Origin of the sequence: Polymorphospora rubra (assembly GCF_018324255.1) — a bacterium.
GTDB classification, from domain to species: Bacteria; Actinomycetota; Actinomycetes; order Mycobacteriales; family Micromonosporaceae; genus Polymorphospora; species Polymorphospora rubra.
Map to the genome: position 1 here is coordinate 7240294 of NZ_AP023359.1, position 18828 is coordinate 7259121.

An 18828-nucleotide genomic window follows, 5' to 3' on the forward strand; every position below is an offset into this window, starting at 1 on the left:
GTGACCGACCGAATCAACCGCCGCACGATGATCCGATCCGCTGTCGTCACCACCGGTGCCGCCGGCCTCGGCGCACTCGCGGTCGGCGAACCCGCACACGCGCAACCGAGCCTGGTCAACGCCGACGGATCCCCCGTACTCACCCCCAGCAGTTCGGCGCCGTCGGCGACGGTGTGGCCGACGACACCGCCGCCATCCAGGCCGCCATCAACGCAGCCCGCACCCAGCTGAACAAGATCGTCGTCCTCCCGCCCGGCAACTACAAGGTCACCTCGACCATCGTGGTCGGCGACCACGAGTACGACACTCCCGGGGCGCACCTCAACCGGTTCGTGCTACGCGGGTACGGCATGTTCGGCGAGGAGCCCTCGAAGATCACCTTCCACCAGGACGGCGTCGGCATCCGCTGGGAGGCCTCGCTGGGCGGCATCCATGGTGTGGCGTTCGACGCGCCGGTGAAGACCGCCAGGAACGTCGGCATCCACGTCATCCGCAGGGCCAACACCGACGACACCGACGTGACCATCGTGGAGTGCTCGTTCCTGCGCTTCCAGACCGCCGTCGAGAGCGTCGGGCGGGGCTTCCTGTTCACCAAGAACAAGGTCGCCGTCTGCACCAACGGGGTGGTCGTCTCCTGGCCCACCGAAGGCGTCCAGGGCAGCGGTGTGCACCTGCTCCCCTACGGCCTGCGCAAGTGGCTGATCACCGACAACCACTTCCACTCCAACTTCGACGCCATCATCTTCAACGGTGCACCGGACGGCAACTTCCGCGGTGCCATCATCAGCAACAACCTGCTCGACATCGGCCGCCGGCTGTTCCGGGGCAGCCTCACCAACTCCACGATCAGCGGCAACGTGGTCGAGAACGGCACCGGCGACGCAGTCATCCAGATCGACGCGGGCGGCCACAACCTGACGATCACCGGGAACATCATCGGCGGGTTCGACACCAACCCCGGCGCACACGAACCGCCGCGCTACGCGATCCGCTTCACCAGCGCGGTCGCGGCCCGCAACGTCACCATCTCGGCGAACTCGTTCAACTGGGTCCGCGCCTCGCCCATCCGGTTCGACCAGTCCGTGGACAAGGTCAGCATCACCGACAACTCGTTCGACAACTTCAACCACGTCAAGGTGACCGGCCACGGCGCCGTACACTTCGCCGCGGACGCCACCAGGCTCGCCTTCCTCGGCAACGTCGTGTCGGCCAACCCCAACGGGCTACCCGCCGTCAACGTCACCGGGACGCTCCGCGACTCCAACGTGGTCGGCAACACGTTCGACCAGAACGGACTCGTCGCCGCGGGAACCATCAGCCCGGACTCCTACGTGGAGTCCCAGCCGGGCCGGTTCAACAAACTCCAGGTGGCCGCCGCGAAGGACGCCGCCGTACGCGTCGTGAGCACCGCCGCCACCGGCATCGCCGGCGGTGACAGCTACGGCGGCTACCTCGTCGAGGGCGCACTGGCCGCCGGCTCCGGGCCGGGCGTCAAGGGCGGTGTCGAGGTGGTCGCCGTCAACGCCTCCGGATCGGCCGCCACCAATCTGCTCTGCTCCACCAACAGCACGAACGACGTCGTCGCCTTCCAGGCCAGTGTCGCCGGACTGATTCCCCCGGCCAACAACGCCCGCGACATCGGCAGCCAGGCGGCACACATCCGTACCGTCTACACCCACGCCACCCGGCTGCACCCGTACACCGTCAGTACCCTGCCACCCGCCGCGGGCAACGCCGGCGCACTCATCCACATCAGCAACGGCCACGGCGGCAAACCCTGCCTGGCCATGTCGGACGGCAACTCGTGGCTGCGCCTGCCACTGGGTAACGCGATCAACTAGGGGGCACGGTGGACGGCACGACAACGGCCACGTGGTGGCGCAACGCAGTGATCTACCAGGTCTACATCCAGTCCTTCGCCGACGGCAACGGCGACGGGATCGGCGACATCGACGGGCTACGCAGCAGGATCGGCTACCTGTCGGCGCTGGGCGTCGACGCCATCTGGATCACACCCTGGTTCGACTCGCCACTACGCGACGCCGGCTACGACGTCGCCGACTATCGTGCCGTCCATCCCCGCTACGGGACGGTCGAGGAAGCCCGCCAACTCATCAAGGAATGCCACGCGGCGGACATCCGGGTCATCCTCGACATCGTCCCGAACCACACCTCCAGCGAACATCCGTGGTTCCGGGCGGCCCTGCGGTCGTCCCCCGGATCGGTGGAGCGCTCCCGCTACCACTTCCGCGCCGGCCGCGACGGCGGGGAAAGCCCACCCAACGACTGGCTCAGCGTCTTCGGCGGCCCCGCCTGGACCCGGGTCGACGACCACGGCCGGCCCGGCGAGTGGTACCTGCACCTGTTCGACGCCTCCCAGCCCGACCTCAACTGGGACAACGAACAGGTGCGCGCGGAGTTCGAGGACATCCTGCGGTACTGGTTCGACCTCGGCGTCGACGGATTCCGCATCGACGTCGCCACCGCCCTGGTCAAGGCACCCGGACTACCCGACCTCGGATACCCCGACGGCGCGTTCCTCGCCGACCTCACCCGCCCCGACCATCCACACCGCGACCGTGACGAGGTCCACGACATCTACCGGGACTGGCGGCGACTGGCCGACTCCTACGATCCGCCGCGCATGTTCGCCGCCGAGGCGTGGCTCGACGACTCCGACCGGCTGTCCCGCTACGTCCGGCCCGACGAACTGCACACCACCCTCAACCTGTACTACATCAAATCGGCGTGGACCGCGGATAGCATGCGCACCGCCATCGACGCGGCGATCGCCGCCACCGCCCCGGTCGGCGCGCCCACCACCTGGGCACTGTCCAATCACGACGTCGAACGCGTCGTCACCCGGTACGGCCGGGCCGACACCCGCCGTCGCCCGGGCGTCGCCGGCCCGCAACTCGGCCCCGTCGACGAACCGTTGGGGCGCCGGCGCGCCCGCGCCGCCGCGTTGCTGACCCTCGCCCTGCCCGGCAGCGTCTACATCTACCAGGGCGACGAACTCGGACTGGCCGACGCCGACATCCCGGTACACGCACGACAGGACCCCATCTGGACCCGATCCGGGGGACGCAGGTGGGGCCGGGACGGCGCCCGGGTCCCGCTGCCGTGGACCGCCCACGGCCCGTCGTACGGATTCGGCGACAACGGAGCCTGGCTCCCCCAACCCGCTGATTGGGGCGCGCACGCGGCGACGGCGCAGGCCGGCGAGGACTCGTCGTTCCTCGAGCTCTACCGCGCGGCGTTGCGCCTGCGCCGCACTCACCCGGGCCCGGCCCGGGCAAGCGACGTACGCTGGCACGACGCTCCGCACGACGTGCTGGCGTTCACCCGCTCGCCCGGCTTCGGCTGCGTCGTCAACTTCGGATCGACGCCAGCGCCGATCCCGCTGGCCGGCCGCGTGCTGCTGGCCACGGACACTGCCGTCGCCGAGGGGCTGGTCGCTCCGCACGGCGCGGTCTGGCTGGATCTTGAGTACAACCCTGCGTGAACCACACCAAGGAAAGGAATGCGGCGCGATGAGTCGGCTTGAGATCTGGGCTGCCACACCAGCCCCGTTCGACGCACAGGGGCAGGTGGACGTGTCGGTGATCGCCGCACAGGCCGCCCACCTGGCGTCGACGGGAGTGCACGGTGCGTTCGTCAACGGCACGACCGGAGAGTTCCCGGCACTGTCCACCGCCGAGCGGATGGCGATCGCCGAGGCCTGGGCGCGGGCCCGGCCAGCTGGCTTCGGCCTGGCGCTGCACGTCGGCGGCACCGACCCGGACCAGGTACGCCAGTTGGCGGCGCAGGCGGAGGCCCTCGGGGTGGATTTCATCGCCGCGGTCGCACCGTACTTCGGGCAGGCGCCAACGGTCGATCTTGTCGTCGGGTACCTGACGATGGTCGCCGCGTCGGCGCCGACGACTCCGCTGTGCTACTACCACATTCCGAGCATGACCGGGTCGACGCACGCACCGAGCGCGATAGTGGCCGCGGCCGCGGCCGCGATCCCGACGCTGGCCAGCGTGAAGTTCACCGACGGGGACCTGATCGAGTACGACCGTGTCCGGGAGGCGGCCGACGGCCTCACCGTCTACTTCGGCCGGGACGAGCTGCTGCCCGCGGCATTGTCCTTCGGCGCGCTGGCGGTGATCGGCAGCCTGTACAACGGTCTGGCACCGATCGCGCACCAGGTCACCGACGCCCACGACCGCGGCGAGTATGAGCTTGCGTTCGACCTGCACCGCCCGTTCCGGGAGATCGCCGACGCGGCGGGTCGCCACGGTGGTGTCGGCTTCATCAAGGAACTGATGAACGAGCTGGGGCCCGATGCCGGTCGTCCCCGCACGCCGTGGGGTCCGCTGCCCCCGGCCGACCGGGCCGCCGCGGCCGACCTGGCCACGCGGCTGCGTTCCCATGAGCTACCTCCCAGCCGTACGGGGGCCGGCCGTGGTTCGCGATGAGAAGCGCCGACGTGGGGTCGGGCGGGTGAGTGCGGGTTGCAGCCCGGGCGGTGGCCGCGCGGAAGGTGCTGTCGCGGCGGCGGGGCCCGTGTCCAGGAACGTCGTCCTTGGCGGCGCGGTCTGAATGCCGCACACCATCGACATGCCCGGTCGCCGCCTCAACGTGCTCCTCCTGCACTGCCACGACCTCGGCCGCTTCCTCGGTTGCTACGGCGTGCCCACCGTGGACACGCCATGCCTCGACCAACTGGCCGCATCCGGCGTCATGTTCAGCCGCGCGTTCAGCACCGCGCCGCAGTGCAGTCCCTCGCGGGCGTCGTTGTTCACGGGTCGCTTCCCACAGCAGAACGGGGTCCTCGGTCTGACACACGCGCGTTTCGGCTGGGACCTGCTGCCCGGCGAGCGCCATCTGGCACGTCTGCTCAAGGACCATGGGTATGTCACTTCGCTCGTCGGCGTACAGCACGAGTCGCGCGTCCTTCCCGACGAGGCAGTCGCCCGTCGGCTCGGCTTCGACGGCGTACAGACCGGTGGCCGGGGCGAGATCGTGGCAGACCGGGCGATCGACCGGCTGGCCCGGTTCGCCGAGGCCGACCAGCCGTTCTACCTGCAGGTCGGCTTCCGCGAGCCGCACCGGCTGCCGGGGCACCGGGACCCCATGGGCGTCATGGGCTTCATCGGCGACCACATGTCGCCGTACGACGAACGCGGAGTCACCGTTCCCGGCTATCTCGTCGACGACGCGAGCGCGCGAGAGGAGGTCGCGGAACTGCAGGGCGCGGTGAGGTACATGGATGCCTGCGTCGGCCGTGTTCTGACCGAGCTCGACGACCTGGGCCTGACCGACAACACCATCGTGCTCTTCGTCACCGACCACGGCCTCGCGCTACCGAGAGCGAAATGCACCCTCTACGACCCGGGACTGGAGATTGCACTGTTGGCCCGGGCACCGGCGCTCGGCTGGCAGGGCGGTCGGACCGTCACCGACCTCGTCTCCGGGATCGATCTGGTGCCGACACTGCTCGACGCGCTCGGACTGCCCGTCACGGCCGATATGGCGGGCATCAGCCAGGTGCCGGCCATCAGGGGGACTGCGCACCGGCCTCACCCGGCGATCTTTGGTCAGCTCACGTACCACGACTACTACGACCCACGCCGGTGTGCGCGGACCGGTTCACGGAAACTCATTGTCAACTTCAGCTCCGCACCCTCCATAATGGACGGAAGTCAGTCGTGGCACCGGCGTTGTACGCCACGCGTGGCGCCGAGCTCGCTTGTCGCCACCCATCCACTCGCCGAACTGTACGACCTCGATACTGATCCGTACGAGATGCTCAATGTGGTGGACGACCCGCGGTATGCTGCCGACCGCGTGACACTGCTCGCCACCTTGTACGGATGGCTGGCTGAGGTCGACGATCCGCTACTCACCGGTCCGGTGCGTTCTCCCGCGCACGCTGAGGCGATGCATGCGCTCCAGCACGGGATGGATCATCCGTGACGCAGCCGCCACCCGCCGCCCTGCCCCGCCGTCGAGCGCACGCCAGCGCCGACCTTCGAGCCACTCATGGCCATACTGCGGCGGGTGGCGGTGACCTTCGGGACGGCACGAAACCGCCGCCACGCCACCACCCCTGCACCGGCGTGGTCAACACGTTCATCACGCACCAGGCGACCGCCGAGCAGCTCCTCGTAGAGCGATGAGCGCGGATCTGGAAGAAGTCACGATGACGTCGGCCGAAGCACGGCCCGGGATGGTCTGGATTCCCGGCGGGCAGTTCACCATGGGCTCGCACGACCACTATCCGGAGGAGCGGCCGGCCCACCCCGTCCACGTCGACGGCTTCCTCGCCGATGTCCACGCGGTCACCAACCGCCAGTTCGCCGAGTTCGTGGCCGACACCGGACACGTCACCGTGGCCGAACGCGCGCCGCACCCGGCGAGCTACCCCGGTGTCGACCCGGCCGACCTGTTGCCCGGAGCGCTCGTCTTCCAGGGCACGGACGGACCGGTCGACCTGACCGACTACCGCTTGTGGTGGCGGTTCGTGCCGGGCGCGTGCTGGCGGCACCCGGAGGGGCCGGGCAGTGACGTCGAGGACCGGCAGGACCACCCGGTGGTCCAGGTCGCCTACGCCGACGCGCTCGCGTACGCACGGTGGGCCGGAAAGAGCCTGCCGACCGAGGCGCAGTCGGAGTACGCGGCACGGGGCGGACTCGACGGTGCGTCCTACGCCTGGGGCGACGAGTTCACCCCGGATGGGCAGATCCTGGCCAACACCTGGCACGGGCGCTTCCCCTGGGAAACCTGGCACCCGCCGGCTTTCACGGCACAGCACCGGTGAAGTCCTTCCGCCCAACGGGTTCGGGCTGTACGAGGTGTGCGGCAACGTGTGGGAGTGGACCCGCGACCTCTACACGGCCCGCCACCCGGCGCCCACGCCGTCCTGCTGCGCGCGCCCGGACCCGCGCCGCAACCCCCGCGGCGGTGACCTCCGGAGCAGCCTCGACAGCAACACCGGACTTCCCCGCCGAGTCGTCAAGGGCGGCTCCTGGCCGTGACCATCGTCATCACAGGCGATCCAGCTGGCGCCGGCGGCCAACGGCGTCTGGCCGGAAGCCTGGCCTGGACGGAGAAGGAGAACGGCGACTGGCGGCCGTGGCGGCTGCCACCGGACGACCCGATCACCGCCCGGGCGCTCGCGGAGCACCCCGCGGACCTGATCTCGCTGTGTCTGGCCATCAACGTGTACGTGCGCGGGAGCTTCGGCCCTCGTATCCTCGGCGGCCAGGTGTCCGGTTCGTCCAGACGATCCGTGACGCCCATCCCTCGGTACCCATCGTCATGATCTCGCCGAGCCGGGAGACGCTGCCCAACCCGGCGGAGATGCCCCTCGAGGATGTCCGGAAGCCGTCACCGGCGCGGTGACCACGCTCCGGCGGCACGGGGACACGCGGCTGCACCTCGACGACGGCCCGAGATCGACTGGTCCCGGGCGGTCGTGGACTCGATCAGCGTGAGGGCGCAAGGACGGGGGCGACGAGACAGGACCAGACTCGGTCGATCGTGGCTAGTCCGGTTCGGAGATCCATAGTCTGTGTGACCACAGGGCATGCCGCTGACCGTGCTGATCTCGGCGGTGAACGGCGTCACCATTCAGGTCGACGAGACCGTCGAACCTTACAGCCACATCGAGCGGAGCTGGTGGTGGGGCGCTTCACGGCCAGCCGACCGCTGCGGCCACGGGAGATCACGGCGGACTTGACGGGCATCCCATCGCCCACGCCAGCCCGCAGGGCGTCCGCAGGGATTCGCGGTGACGGTCATGGGTGTTCCCCCCGACCGATGGACTGCCCGCTGATGGATCTCTGTTCGGTCTCGGCAGCGATGAAGCCGGCGAGCCGGGTTATACCCTCGCCGATCTCCCGAGGTGCCAGATAGCTCGTGGACAGCCGCATCATGCGCTCTCCTCCGCCGGAGGGATAGAAGTAACGCATGGGGGTCCAGATCACTCCGAAGTCCCGGGCGGCGCGGTTCAGGGCTGCCTCATCGGTCTCGAACGACACCCTCAGGTTTAAGAAATAGCCTCCGCCGGGAGTGTTCCAGGTGACGCCGAGGCGCTGCCGGCGCTCGGCTGGCAGATGCCGTTCCAGCTGCCGGAGTACGGCCTGCATCGCCTCGCCGTAGTAGCTCGCGGGCTTGGCGTTCAGCTCGGAGACACGGCCGTCGGCGGCGAGCAGCGTGCCGGCCACCACCGCCTGGCTCAACGAGGACGTGTTGACCGTGACCATGCTCTTGATCTTCGCCAGTTCGTCGGCCAGCAGGGTGGTCCGGCCACTCCCATCGACGATGCACTGATCCGCGACGACGTATCCCACCCGGGCACCGGGGAACATCACCTTCGAGTACGACCCGAGATGGACGACGACGCCGGCCCGGTCCTGCGACTTCAGGGTCGGCAACGGGGTACCGGGACTGACCAGACGATACGGACTGTCCTCGATGATGAGTAGGTCGTGGCGGGCCGCCAGGTCCAGCAGCTCGGAGCGGGCCTGCGGGCTCAGTGTCGTCCCGGACGGGTTGGAGTGGTCCGGGACCACATAGAAGGCCCGCGGGCGTCGTCCGCGCGCACGTTCCCGCACGACGGCCGCCTCGAGATCGGCGCAGGAAAAGCCTTCTTCCGGCTCTTCGACGTCGACGACGGGGATGTCCAGCAATCTGGCCGCGCCGATGATGCCGACATAGCAGGGGCTGGAGACCATCAGCACGTCGTCCGGCGCGGCGATCAGCGCCCGCAGGACGAGCAGCATCCCCTCCTGGGCACCGACCGTGACGACCAGGCTCTCCGCCGGCACGTCGATCCCCTCGTCCAGACGCAAGGAGTCGGCGATGAGCTCGCGAATCTGACCGGCGGTGGTCCCGTACTGGTACATCGCCGTGCGGATCTCCTGATCCGACCACCCCTTGGCGGCGAGGTGGTCCAGGTAACGCCGGATGTGCGCGAAGATGTCCTCGTTGTCGAAGAAGCCGTCGTACGGCCGGCCGGGGGCGAACGATATCGCCTCGGGAAACCGCATCGTCACTTCGTTGAGGAACGTCATCGTGTCCAGAACCGGATCGGACAGGCTCGCGTGCAGATCACTTCGCCGCAGCATCGCCGGAGCCGGTGGCATCGGGCCGTTGACATCGATCATGCCATTAACGGACATTATCTCTCCTCGTTATGCCCGACGCCCGCGTCACTCGCCGGACCAGGCCGGTCGGCGTCTCTCCGCGAAGGCGCGGGGTCCCTCCACGGCATCGGCGCTGCACCGGCGACGTTCTTCCCACCGGTACGACGTGGTGAAGGCCTCGGGCAACGGCAGGTCGAGCGAGCGCAGCGCGGCCTCCTTGATCGCCCGGACCGCCAGTGGTGCGACGGCGACCAGGTCGTCGACCCACCCGTCGACCCGGTCGTCCAACATGCCGGCCGGCACGACGTCGTTGATCAGGCCGTAGGAATGTGCGGTCGCTGCGTCCAACCGTCGTCCGGTGAGCAGCAGGCCCATCGCCACCTTCTGCGGAAGCTGCCGGATCAGCCGGAACACCCCTCCGGCGCCGGGCACGAGCCCGAGCTGCACTTCCGGCAGCCCGAACACCGACCGGTCGGAGGCGACGACCACGTCGCAGGCAAGGACCAATTCGAAGCCGCCGCCGAGGGCGTATCCATCCACCCGGGCGACGACCGGTTTACTGAAGTCGAACCGCTCGGTCAGCCGGGGCCAGCCGGGTTGTCCGCGGCTGCCGAAGGACGACGCCGGACCACCCGCCCTGTCCCGTAGGGCACGTTCTTTGAGGTCCTGACCTACGGAGAAGGCCCGCTCCCCCGCACCCGTCAGCACCACGACTCGGATCCGGGTGTCCCTCTCAAGGTCGTCCCAGATCTCCGCCAGCTCCTCGTGCATGCGCAGGTCCATGGCATTGAGCACGCCGGGACGGTCGAGAGTCACCCGGGCGACGTGGTCCCTCTTGTCGCAACGCACCCGGGTTCGACCGGTCATGCCACGCGCCCCGCGAAACGGCCGACCTTGTCGACCACATCGCCCGCATGCAGGCGCAGCGCCTGTTCGAGCGCGAACTCGGCGAGGTACTTCCGCAGATCGTCGAGTGGCTCCTCGGCCATATTGATCATTCGTCGATTGGCCACGACGGCATCGCCGGACAGCCGGGCCAAACTGCGCTCCACGGCCTCGTCGAGATCGTCCGGCGCCACCACCTCGTCCACCAGCAGGCGCGCATCCGGTTCGGTGGCCAGGATCCGCCGGCCGCCGAGGATGACCTGCCGCGCCAGCCGCGCCCCGGCGATCCGGCCCAGGCGCAGGTTGGCGACGCCCGGGATGATCCCCTCCTGGGCGGCGGGGAGGCTCAGGTAGGCATCCGAGGCTGCCACCACGTGATCGAACACCAGCAGGAGCTGGGCGCCACCGCCGATCGCAAACGTGTCGACGGCCGCCACCCACGGCTTCTGCACCGGCGGCTCCCAGCGATCGGGCCGCTCGTCGCCGAGGCCACGCACCAGCTTGTGCAGGTAGCCCAGCTCACGCCGAAGCAGGAAGCCTGTCAGCGAGATGCGGCCCGCGCTGACACTTTTGAGGTTGATCCCGGCGCAGAACACCCGGCGGCCCCGGTGGCGGGGATGGCTCATCACGCCACCGCGGACCAGGCCCACCCGCACGGCCGGGTCGAGCAGGGCCAGGTCCACAGCGGTCTCCATATCGTCGACCTGCTGCTCGTCCTCGGCGTTGAGGGTCTGCGTCCGGCACAACGTCAGCCGGGCCACCCCGTCTCGCCGTTCCAGCCGGACCGCTTCGGTTTCCAGCATTCCGGTGCGGCGGAACTCGTCGAGCAACCGCAGCGCTCGAGAGGTGGGCCGTAGCATCGACGCCATCAGGTAGCGGCCGGAGCGCTCGGAACGCAGGACGGCTCGCAGGAAGATGCCCTGGTCGACCTCGCGTCCCTCCTTGTCCGCCTGGGCTCCGGACCGCTCCTGAGCCAACTGTTGCGGCGTGGGCACGAGGCCGGAAAAGGCCGTTGCGGCCGTCTCCGCAAGCTCGTCCACCCGCAACTGCCGGGTATGCCCTTCGGTGATCTCGTCAACGACGTCGTCGACGTACCGCTCGAGGAAACGCTGCCGAGCCCGCCGGGCCGCGTCGTGAGCGGCGGCCGCTGCGACACGCTGGTCCGCCGTTCGCGCACGCGGAGGCGGCAGCGCCGCGATCAGCCGCTCGGTCTGCGCCGCTGCCTCGGCGAGGCGGATCCGGTCGCTGTCCAGCTGACGGGGCGGTGTGGCTGTGCTCATGCGGCGCCGGCCCGGCGTAGGGCGCGGTCGCAGGCCGCCAGGTGCGATCCGAGAGCCTCATCGAATTCCCGGCCGGCAGCCTCGAGCATCAGCTGCCGACGAATCGCCAACTCCTTGCCCGCGACGCCACCGGCCGCCGCCGCGACCTGCGCGAGAACCGAGCCGGGCTCATCGGTCACGACGTCGACGAGCCCGACCGCCACGGCCTCGCCAGCGTCGATCGGGGCGCCCAGCAGCACCGCCCGGCGTACCCCGCTCCCAATGCCGTGCCGGATGAGCCGGTACAGCGCCATGCCGGGCCAGGTGGCCTCGCAGTCGGTCGCCATCATCAGGCGTGCGCCCGGTGCGACGATCCGGACGTCCGTGGCGAGCAGCACGTCGAGTGCCGTACCGCCACAATCACCTGTCGCCACGGCGACTGTAACCAAGGCGGAGCGCTCGAGCCGGCGTACTGCCCGCTCCCACTTGGTCACCAGGCCGACATTGAGCCCCGCCGTCCATCCCGGCTCCGGTGCCCCTGAGACGTACACGGTCAGCAGGCCGGCGTGGTGCCCGTCCTCGGCCTGGTCGCAGATCCGGTGCACCGCGTCGATGTCGCCCGGCGACACCGGCCGGCTTCCGTCGATGACCAGAACCGGATCGTCGGTACTCCCCACAGTCACCACTGGACCAGCGCCGTTTCGATCGTGGAGCCAGGCCCCATGGTCATCATGATTCCGTAGTCCCCGGGCCGGGCGACGCCCTCGGCGACCAGCCGCTCGTAGGAGAAGAGAAACGACCCGCTGGAGACGTTGCCGTGATCGCGCAGGACCCCGACGGTGTGGCGGACGTCGTAGCGGCTCAGCCCCAGGTTCACCACGACGGCGTCGATCACCTTCTTTCCGCCGGAGTGCACCAGCCAGTGCCCGATGTCGCCGCGACGCAGGCCCGTGCCGGCGAGCAAGCGGTCGACGACCCGCTCGGCGTGGGCGCCCACCACGTACGGGATCCGCGGGTCGAGGTAGAAGCTGAAGCGGCCGAGTCCGTCGTCCCAGTCGTAGCGCATCGCATCGATCGCATCCGTGATCAGGAAGCCGGCGAACTTGAGGATCCGCGGTCCAGGCCGGACCTGTTCCGATGCGTCGCTGGTCAGGGCCAGCGCGGCCGCCCCGTCGCCGAACAGGCTGTTGACGACCGCGGTGCGCATGCTCCCGTCGAGGGCGTACGCCGCCGAGCACGCTTCCGCGCAAACCATCACGCCCAGCTCGCCCGGATGGGCGGCGGTCCAGCCCGCCACGACGTTCAGCGCATTGAGGCCGGCGTTGCACCCCATGCCCACCACGTCCGACCGGCTGCAGTGCGGGTCGATGCCGAGTTCTCGGATGAGCAGTGCGCTGAGACCGGGAGCAAGAAACCCTGTCGACGTCACGCAGCACAGATGGCGCACGTCGGAGAGAGCCGCGCCAGCGTTCCTGAGGCAGTCTTGCAGAGCCCGGCCGCCCATGTCGACAGCGAGGCGCTTGTGCTTGTCTAGGAGCCTGCCCTGAGGCTCGGGGACACGCCGGCCGGTGGCGTCGGGCGGCGGGAGGGTGAGGCTGCGCCGGTCGATGGCGCTATTCAGGAAGACGGACCGGATCTTCGGGTCGTCGATGCCCATGACGTCGAGCAGATCGGCCTGCGACACCACTGTTCCGGTCGTCGCCGTACCCACTCCGACCATTCTCGAAATGGCCGGGAGGCGCGTCGGCGTACGCAATTCTGCCGCACGCTCGAGGGTCACCGTCATCGGTACATCCACCCCCACGTACGCCGCTTACTGCGCACCAACTCCTTGACGGACTCAATGGTCATCGCATGCCTCCTGGAACGCCATATTGATTCGACCCGGTGACGGTAAGGAGGGGAATTACCCAGCGTCAAACGCAATGATGATGAGCGCGTTCAACCGCGGCCCGGCGCCGGTTGCACAGCTTGCGGGACCGGGGCGCCTCCGCCGGGTACCACGCTTCCCGTCGAAGATTTTCAGCACGCAGCGGCAGATCTGCGGATCCATGCCACCGGCCGGCGGAGGCGCACCGGGAGCGACTTTGGCGGACCTGCTACGCCGAGGCGTCGAGGGGCGCGGCCGGCTGCTGGCAGAGCCGGTCACGTCGCGCCCGTCCATGCCGTGACGGCCGGTCGGTGCCCCTGCCCTGCGCCGTGAGGGCCGCCGTCGGCATCAAGCCGTGCGATGGGTTCCCGTTCCGGCGCCCCGCGCCGTAGGCCTGAGCACCGTGACTACTTCCCGCGTCTCTTCGTTACGGCGTTCGAGGTCACTGGCGAGTTGCAACCACTCGTTCGCGCAGCGGCGGGCGACGTCGGCGATGAGGTAGGAGCAGTGCGGCGGAACTTTGCCGACCACGTCGAGGCGCTCGTCCGCACGCACCGCACGGGACAGGATCCACCGCAACAGGGATCGTCCGGACTCGCTGAACCGCAGGGACGGGTCACTCTGCAGGCCCTTGAGGATCGTGTTGACGGCCACCTCGTCGGCCTCCTGGCCGCCGAACCGTTCGTGAGGTGCCGGATGGTCGGCTTCACGCTGCCCGCGACCAGGCGGCACCGGGTCCTCTCCCCGCGTCATCCGTTGTTTGACGTCGCGCACCGTCGACGGTGAGATCGCTGCCTCACGCGCCACTTCCCGCAGGGACGCCTCCGGCCTCTCGCGGAGAATGGCCGACGCCCTGATCCGGCCTTCGGCATTGTCCAGCGGGCGGACGCGTCCGTCGCGCCCGATCCTCGCCACGGGCCCCTCCCCGGCGTGCAGTGAAAGCCGGATGGCCGCAACGGATCGAGTGCCGAGGCCCGCCGCCGAGGCGATCGTCCGATCGGACCAGGTGGGATACAGGGCGACCAACCGCTCCGCCGCACGGGCCCGGTCGGACCGCGACAACGGCAGCCCGTGGGTGACGTTGGCTCGCACCGCCAATACGAAGGCATCCTGCTCCGTGCCGTCGAAGAAGCGGACCTCGATTGTCTCGTCGCCACGGATCATCGCGGCACGCATTCGGTGCATGCCGTCGATGACCCGCATCGTAGCCCTGTGCACGATGATCGGCGGAAGTTCCGCGCCGGCTTCGACCAGGGTCCGGACGTGCTCGGCGTCCTCCCCATACTCCCGCGGGGAGTCGGCTGGCAGAAGCGATCGGATCGGCACCCGGCACGACTCGGCCACGTCGGGCCTTGGGGCCTCGGGCGGCCGGGAGTCTCCGGCCGTGGGCAGCAAGCTGGAGCGGTCCTGGCGCACAGTAATGTCAATCTGCTGACTCAAAACGAATCCCCCCGGACGCAATTTGTGCGCGCCAACGCCCGTGAACCGTTCTGCAATAAACCAGAACATCAATATATTGCGGCCGTCAAGCGCCAATCGCGACATTAACAGCCCTGCCACATCCAACGCAAGACAATATGTCCGAGTTAGAGCATCGCTTCATCGAACATCCCACGGTCCGAAACTTCATTAAAGATGCACATGTAAAGCACTCCTCTCATCAGTCAATGGAATATTCACATGCTGGACCCCTGGACCCGACATCGCAGGTGACGGCATTGATCAGCATCACGACACGGCAGGCCAAACTGCGCTGCGGTATACCGCGCCATTTTCATCGTGGGTAGCGGGCGTCCTCGGCGGCTTGAAGCACGAGGATGGCCTGCACGATCGCGGTGGCGCGGCGGAGGCAGCAGCAAACCTGTGCGGATCCTCCAGCTTTCGAAGGTCCCGACCGCGCGTTCGCCGAGGGATCGGATCTGGCGTGGTGGCGGTTGACGGACTTCTGGCGGCGGGACAGGCGGATGCGTCGGCGTTCGAGGTCATGTCCGCCAGGCGGCGTCCGGGAGCAAAGGGGGCGTACCCAGCCCGGCCAGGGGCAGGTGAGGCAGCTGCTCCCGCTGCGCCACCAGCGACCTGTCCACCGCCTCGAGGGAGTCGACACCGGTCAGCGCCATGGTGTCCTGCAATTCGTCGAGGAGGATCCCGAGAACGCCGGCCACACCGTCGGCACCGCCGGCCGTCAGCCCGTGGAGGACCGGGCGGCCGACCAGCACCGCGGCAGCGCCGAGAGCCAAACAGGCGAGCACGTCCACTCCTCGCCGCACACCGCCGTCGATCAGCACCGGAACGCCGCCGGCCACGGCGGCGACGATGCCGGGCAACATCTCGAGCGTCGCCGGGCTTCCGTCGAGTTGCCGGCCACCATGGTTGGAGACGACGATCGCGTCGGCCCCCGCCGCCACGGCGCGCCGGGCGTCACTCGTGCCCAGAATGCCCTTCAGCACGATCGGCAGCCCGCTGACCGAGCGCAGCCAGGACAGCACCGACCAGTCCAGAGCAGGGTCGAAGGCGACCGCGGCGTGCCCGGCCGGGGAGGCGAAGTCGTCACCGGAGATGTTCGCCGGCGCCACGCCCGGGGGGAGCCTGAAGTCGTTACGGACATCGCGCAACCGCCGTCCCAGCCGAGGCGCGTCGACGGTCAGCACAATGGCCTCGAAGCCTGCGTGCTCCGCGCGTTCGACGAGCCGCCGCGTGACGTCACGATCCCGGAAACAATAGAGCTGGAGCCACAACGGCCCGCCGGCCACCGCCGCGATGTCCTCGAGCACGGTTCCGGCGAAGGTACTCACCACGAACGGGAGCCCCGCGCGGGCCGCACCCCGCGCCGTCGCGATCTCGCCCTCGGGATGAACGAGCGTGTGGTATGCCACCGGCGCCACCCCGATCGGAGCGGGCCAGTCCCGGCCGAGCAACCGAATCCCGGTGATCGGACGGCCGGCACCCGTGAGCACCCGGGGAAGCAACCACAGCCGCTCGAACGCGGCCTCGTTCGCACGGAGCGTCCGCTCCTCACCGGCGCCACCGGCGATGAAATCCCAGATCGCGGGCGGCAGCAGGGCACGCGCGCGCCGCTCATAGTCCGCCAGGGTGAACGCCTCGTCGGGCGCGTCAGCCGGCTCCGCACCCCTCACCGGACACCCTGCCCGTACGGTTCATGAAGCCGGCTAGCCATGATGTGCTCCTCGTTGGAACGCCCGCACGGTGGCATCGGACCCGTCAGCTCGTGCCGGTGCCGGAAGCACCCCTCGACCGACGACGGGACCGGACACTCCCGGCTCGGTGGCCTTCGCCGTCCGCCACGCCCGAAGGTCAGCCGCTCGACCTCGGTCACCACCGACGAGCAGATGCCATGCCGCGTCGGGGTTCGGCCGGCAGGAGCGGGCTGCGATACGCGTGGCCATGGCACCTCCTTCAGTGCCGGACCGCCGACGACGGCCCGGCTCGACACCGATCGGTGTTCCCCAGCGGCGCGGCGATCAGTGGGACTGGTCGCCCTCGGCAGGTACCAACTGGCCGGACAGCCACTCGGTGAAGGCGGCGATGGTCGGATACTCCCAGACGGCACTGACGTCGACCTCCCGTCCGACGTGGTGCTCGATCTCGGTCAGCACGGCGACCGCGGTGAGGGAGTCGAGGCCATAGGCGGACATGGGCTGGTTCGGATCGACCGCATTGACCGGGATCCTGCCCGCGACAGCGAGCCTGCGGCACATCCAGTCCTGCAGCTCGTCGCGCACTTCGTCGATGGTGCCGGTGAGCAGCATGGGATCTCCTCGAGAAGAGTCAGATGGCTGAAGGAAGGGCCGGGGCCGGATGGGACGCGCCGACCGGATGCGGGTCACGGTAGACCGACGACAGAGCGCCCGTACGGAACAGTTCACGCATCGCGGACCGCCGGACCTTGCCGCTGGTCGTCCGGGACACCGCGCCCGGCCGGAGCAACAGCACGGTGCCGGCATGGACGCCGAACTCGCGCGCCACGGTCTGCCGGATCTCGGCCGCCAGGACCGGCAGTCGTTCGGTCGACACCTTGGTGACCTCATGCGTGACCACGATGTGGTGGTCGCCGTCCCCAGCACCGGCGAAGACCGCGCCGAGGCGGCCGAGCTCGGGGTGCTGCCGGCGCAGCTCCTGCTCGATGTCCGCGGGATGAACCTTGCGGCCGCGGACGACCAGCACATCCTTCAGCCGCCCATGCAGATGCAGTTCGCCCTCGTGCAGCACACCAAGATCACCGGTGCGGAGGAACCCGGACTCGCCGTCCGCGGTCGTGGCACCGAAGACCTGATCGTCGTTGTCCAGGCCCCAGTACCCGCCGGCGACACTGCGGCCCCGCAGCCAGATCTCCCCCACGCTGTCCTCGGGCAGCACCTCGCGCGACGAGGGATCGACCACGCGAACCTCGCACGCCTCGGTCGGCGGACCGCAACTGACGACGTCACGGCCAGGCCTGTCGGATACGGCGGCGACGAGCCTGCCGCCGGCCAGCTCCGCGCTGTCGGCCCGGCGCACGACAGGGGCGCGCCCTCGGCGGCCGCACACGTAGCCGGTGATCTCGGCCAGCCCGTACACGGGGGCGAAGGAATCCAGCCGGAAGCCGGCCGGGGCGAAACGCTCGGCGAATCGGGTGAGCACAGCGGCGTCGACGGGTTCCGAGCTGTTGCCGGCCAGGTACAGACGGGAAAGATCCAGCTGCGCGATGTCCTCGTCGGTGGACCGGCTCACGCACAGGTCGTACGCGAAGTTCGGCGCGAAGGTGACGTTGATGTCGTGCAGATCCATGAGCCGCAGCCAGCTCATCGGCCGGCGGATGAACGCCATGGGGTCCATCAACGTCAGCGAGCCGCCACGCAACAGGGCGGCGAAGATGAGCCCTTGCAGGGCCATGTCGTGGTACAGCGGCAGCCACCCACCCAGCCGCGCGGAGGCCGGCCAGCCGATGTCGCGGGTCGCCACGCCGAGGTTGAAGAGCACGTTGTCGTGGCTGACGATTACGCCCTTGGGCTCCCCGGTGGAACCCGACGTGTACTGCAGGAGCGCCGTGGCGGACCGGTCAGGCGCCCCCTGCTGCCACTGGTCCGGGTCGGCCAGCGGCAGATCCGTGGCCTGGACGAACACGCCCGTCTGCAGCCCCGCACCGGCCGCCCACGCGCGGGTGTCGCCGAGCCGCGCCGACGTGGTCAGAATACCGGCGACCTCCGCACTGTCGATGATTTTGCGTACTCGCATGCGGTGGTGTTTCTGCTGCCCTGGCTCCGGTGACGGCACGGCGACCATGCCCGCGTACACGCATCCCAGCAGGGCCGCGACGAAGTCCACACCGCTCGGGTAGAGCAGCAGCACCCGCGCTCCGGCCGGCAGCTGCCGTTGCAGCCAGGCCGCGATCGTCCGTGCCTGCCGGTCCAGGTCGGAGTAGGTCCACCGGGTCAGTCCACCGTGCAGGTCGTCGGGCCGCGTCAGGAACGCCACTGCCGGCGCGTCCGGCCGTCCGGACGCCTGCTGACGTAGCAGAGTCACCAGGTTCGGAGCATCGGTCAGATCGAAACTCATAGTGCTCCTTGAGAGGGCGGGCGGGCACACCGGAGGCACAGACCCGCGGGCTGGCACGGGACTCAGCAGGCAGCAGCACTTCGATCACGGCACCCACCCACCCACGACTGTTCAACCGATGCGG

Annotated in this window: 14 protein-coding genes and 2 pseudogenes; 6 read left to right on the forward strand and 10 right to left on the reverse strand. The window is 69.3% G+C overall.

Features of this window, described 5'->3' with window-relative positions:
• Positions 1-128 precede the first annotated feature (128 nt).
• The 6 genes and pseudogenes from Prubr_RS31750 to Prubr_RS31775 all read left to right on the forward strand — a co-directional run bounded on the left by Prubr_RS31750 (position 129) and on the right by Prubr_RS31775 (position 7312).
• Positions 129-1841: a glycosyl hydrolase family 28-related protein gene (locus tag Prubr_RS31750; RefSeq protein ID WP_281425964.1), complete on the forward strand. Its 1713-nt coding sequence runs from the start codon at positions 129-131 to the stop codon at positions 1839-1841.
• Positions 1842-1849: 8 nt separating this feature from the next.
• Entirely contained in the window at positions 1850-3505 is a 1656-nt protein-coding gene (locus Prubr_RS31755; RefSeq protein WP_246567922.1) for a glycoside hydrolase family 13 protein, read from the forward strand.
• Between the two features lie 28 nt (positions 3506-3533).
• Positions 3534-4463: a dihydrodipicolinate synthase family protein gene (locus Prubr_RS31760; RefSeq protein ID WP_212818775.1), complete on the forward strand. Its 930-nt coding sequence runs from the start codon at positions 3534-3536 to the stop codon at positions 4461-4463.
• Positions 4464-4587: 124 nt separating this feature from the next.
• On the forward strand, positions 4588-5964 hold the full coding sequence (locus tag Prubr_RS31765) for a sulfatase family protein (RefSeq protein WP_212818777.1): 1377 nt from the start codon (positions 4588-4590) through the stop codon (positions 5962-5964).
• A 283-nt stretch (positions 5965-6247) separates the two neighbouring features.
• Positions 6248-7025: pseudogene (locus Prubr_RS31770) on the forward strand (SUMF1/EgtB/PvdO family nonheme iron enzyme).
• Entirely contained in the window at positions 7022-7312 is a 291-nt protein-coding gene (locus Prubr_RS31775) for a hypothetical protein (protein WP_212818779.1), read from the forward strand. The pseudogene Prubr_RS31770 and the gene Prubr_RS31775 overlap by 4 nt, the downstream one beginning before the upstream one ends.
• A gap of 475 nt (positions 7313-7787) precedes the next feature.
• On the opposite strand, the gene Prubr_RS31780 is transcribed toward Prubr_RS31775, so the two are convergent.
• The 10 genes and pseudogenes from Prubr_RS31780 to Prubr_RS31820 all read right to left on the reverse strand — a co-directional run bounded on the left by Prubr_RS31780 (position 7788) and on the right by Prubr_RS31820 (position 18704).
• A complete protein-coding gene (locus Prubr_RS31780; RefSeq protein ID WP_246567924.1) occupies positions 7788-9173 on the reverse strand; it encodes an aminotransferase-like domain-containing protein in 1386 nt (461 codons plus the stop codon).
• Positions 9174-9203: 30 nt separating this feature from the next.
• On the reverse strand, positions 9204-10004 hold the full coding sequence (gene dpgD, locus Prubr_RS31785; protein ID WP_212818781.1) for an enoyl-CoA-hydratase DpgD: 801 nt from the start codon (positions 10002-10004) through the stop codon (positions 9204-9206).
• The gene (gene dpgC / locus Prubr_RS31790) at positions 10001-11302 is read right to left on the reverse strand and encodes a (3,5-dihydroxyphenyl)acetyl-CoA 1,2-dioxygenase DpgC (RefSeq protein ID WP_212818782.1); all 1302 of its coding nucleotides are present in this window, start codon (positions 11300-11302) and stop codon (positions 10001-10003) included. Before dpgC ends, dpgD begins: the two co-directional genes overlap by 4 nt.
• Positions 11299-11958, reverse strand: a complete 660-nt coding sequence (gene dpgB, locus Prubr_RS31795) for an enoyl-CoA-hydratase DpgB (RefSeq protein WP_212818784.1) — start codon at positions 11956-11958, stop codon at positions 11299-11301. Before dpgB ends, dpgC begins: the two co-directional genes overlap by 4 nt.
• Before the next feature lie 2 nt (positions 11959-11960).
• Positions 11961-13067: a 3,5-dihydroxyphenylacetyl-CoA synthase DpgA gene (dpgA, locus tag Prubr_RS31800; RefSeq protein WP_212818786.1), complete on the reverse strand. Its 1107-nt coding sequence runs from the start codon at positions 13065-13067 to the stop codon at positions 11961-11963.
• A 432-nt stretch (positions 13068-13499) separates the two neighbouring features.
• Positions 13500-14717 (reverse strand): ParB/RepB/Spo0J family partition protein, encoded by a 1218-nt coding sequence (locus tag Prubr_RS31805; protein ID WP_212818788.1) that lies wholly within the window; start codon positions 14715-14717, stop codon positions 13500-13502.
• A gap of 208 nt (positions 14718-14925) precedes the next feature.
• Positions 14926-15156 (reverse strand): annotated as a pseudogene (locus Prubr_RS37400) (IS5/IS1182 family transposase); the annotation flags it as partial.
• Complete coding sequence (locus Prubr_RS31810; RefSeq protein ID WP_212818790.1) at positions 15134-16285, reverse strand: alpha-hydroxy acid oxidase; 1152 nt, start codon at positions 16283-16285, stop codon at positions 15134-15136. The pseudogene Prubr_RS37400 and the gene Prubr_RS31810, both read right to left, overlap by 23 nt.
• Before the next feature lie 345 nt (positions 16286-16630).
• Entirely contained in the window at positions 16631-16918 is a 288-nt protein-coding gene (locus tag Prubr_RS31815) for an acyl carrier protein (RefSeq protein ID WP_212818792.1), read from the reverse strand.
• A 19-nt stretch (positions 16919-16937) separates the two neighbouring features.
• Positions 16938-18704, reverse strand: a complete 1767-nt coding sequence (locus Prubr_RS31820; protein ID WP_212818794.1) for a fatty acyl-AMP ligase — start codon at positions 18702-18704, stop codon at positions 16938-16940.
• Positions 18705-18828 lie beyond the last annotated feature (124 nt).

Excerpts from the sequence above, each read along its gene's own strand:
- Prubr_RS31820 (WP_212818794.1), bottom strand. The coding sequence starts at position 18,704 with ATGAGTTTCGATCTGACCGATGCTCCGAACCTGGTGACTCTGCTACGT.
- dpgA (WP_212818786.1), bottom strand. The coding sequence starts at position 13,067 with ATGACGGTGACCCTCGAGCGTGCGGCAGAATTGCGTACGCCGACGCGC.
- Prubr_RS31780 (WP_246567924.1), bottom strand. The coding sequence starts at position 9,173 with ATGTCCGTTAATGGCATGATCGATGTCAACGGCCCGATGCCACCGGCT.
- dpgD (WP_212818781.1), bottom strand. The coding sequence starts at position 10,004 with ATGACCGGTCGAACCCGGGTGCGTTGCGACAAGAGGGACCACGTCGCC.
- dpgC (WP_212818782.1), bottom strand. The coding sequence starts at position 11,302 with ATGAGCACAGCCACACCGCCCCGTCAGCTGGACAGCGACCGGATCCGC.
- Prubr_RS31815 (WP_212818792.1), bottom strand. The coding sequence starts at position 16,918 with ATGCTGCTCACCGGCACCATCGACGAAGTGCGCGACGAGCTGCAGGAC.
- Prubr_RS31760 (WP_212818775.1), top strand. The coding sequence starts at position 3,534 with ATGAGTCGGCTTGAGATCTGGGCTGCCACACCAGCCCCGTTCGACGCA.
- Prubr_RS31765 (WP_212818777.1), top strand. The coding sequence starts at position 4,588 with ATGCCGCACACCATCGACATGCCCGGTCGCCGCCTCAACGTGCTCCTC.